This is a genomic window from Achromobacter sp. GbtcB20, assembly GCF_019091095.1.
In the GTDB taxonomy this organism is placed as follows: domain Bacteria; phylum Pseudomonadota; class Gammaproteobacteria; order Burkholderiales; family Burkholderiaceae_B; genus Achromobacter; species Achromobacter mucicolens.
Window position 1 is genome coordinate 1 of the sequence record NZ_JAGXJZ010000979.1, and the last position, 230, is coordinate 230.

1 pseudogene is annotated in these 230 nt (G+C 53.5%); it reads right to left on the reverse strand.

The window, feature by feature from the left end:
- Nucleotides 1-230: pseudogene (locus KVT32_RS31910) on the reverse strand (hypothetical protein); the annotation flags it as partial.

Below are 230 nucleotides of genomic sequence, written 5' to 3' on the forward strand. Positions count from 1 at the left end.
CATCTGCACCATACTTTTCGCGGGTCGCGAGCTGGAACAGTTGCTCTTCCCTCCAACCAGATTGCTGCACAGCGCTTTTCCAAAGTTCGCGACCGATAGTGAAGTTTACGTGATCGCGATTGGCGCCGTCGATCAGGGCTTGTTCGACGGTTCTGGCGAAATATAACATCGGCACCTCTGTCAACGTGTCCGGAAAACTTTCCCGACCTTCCTCGACAAATGCCTGCCAT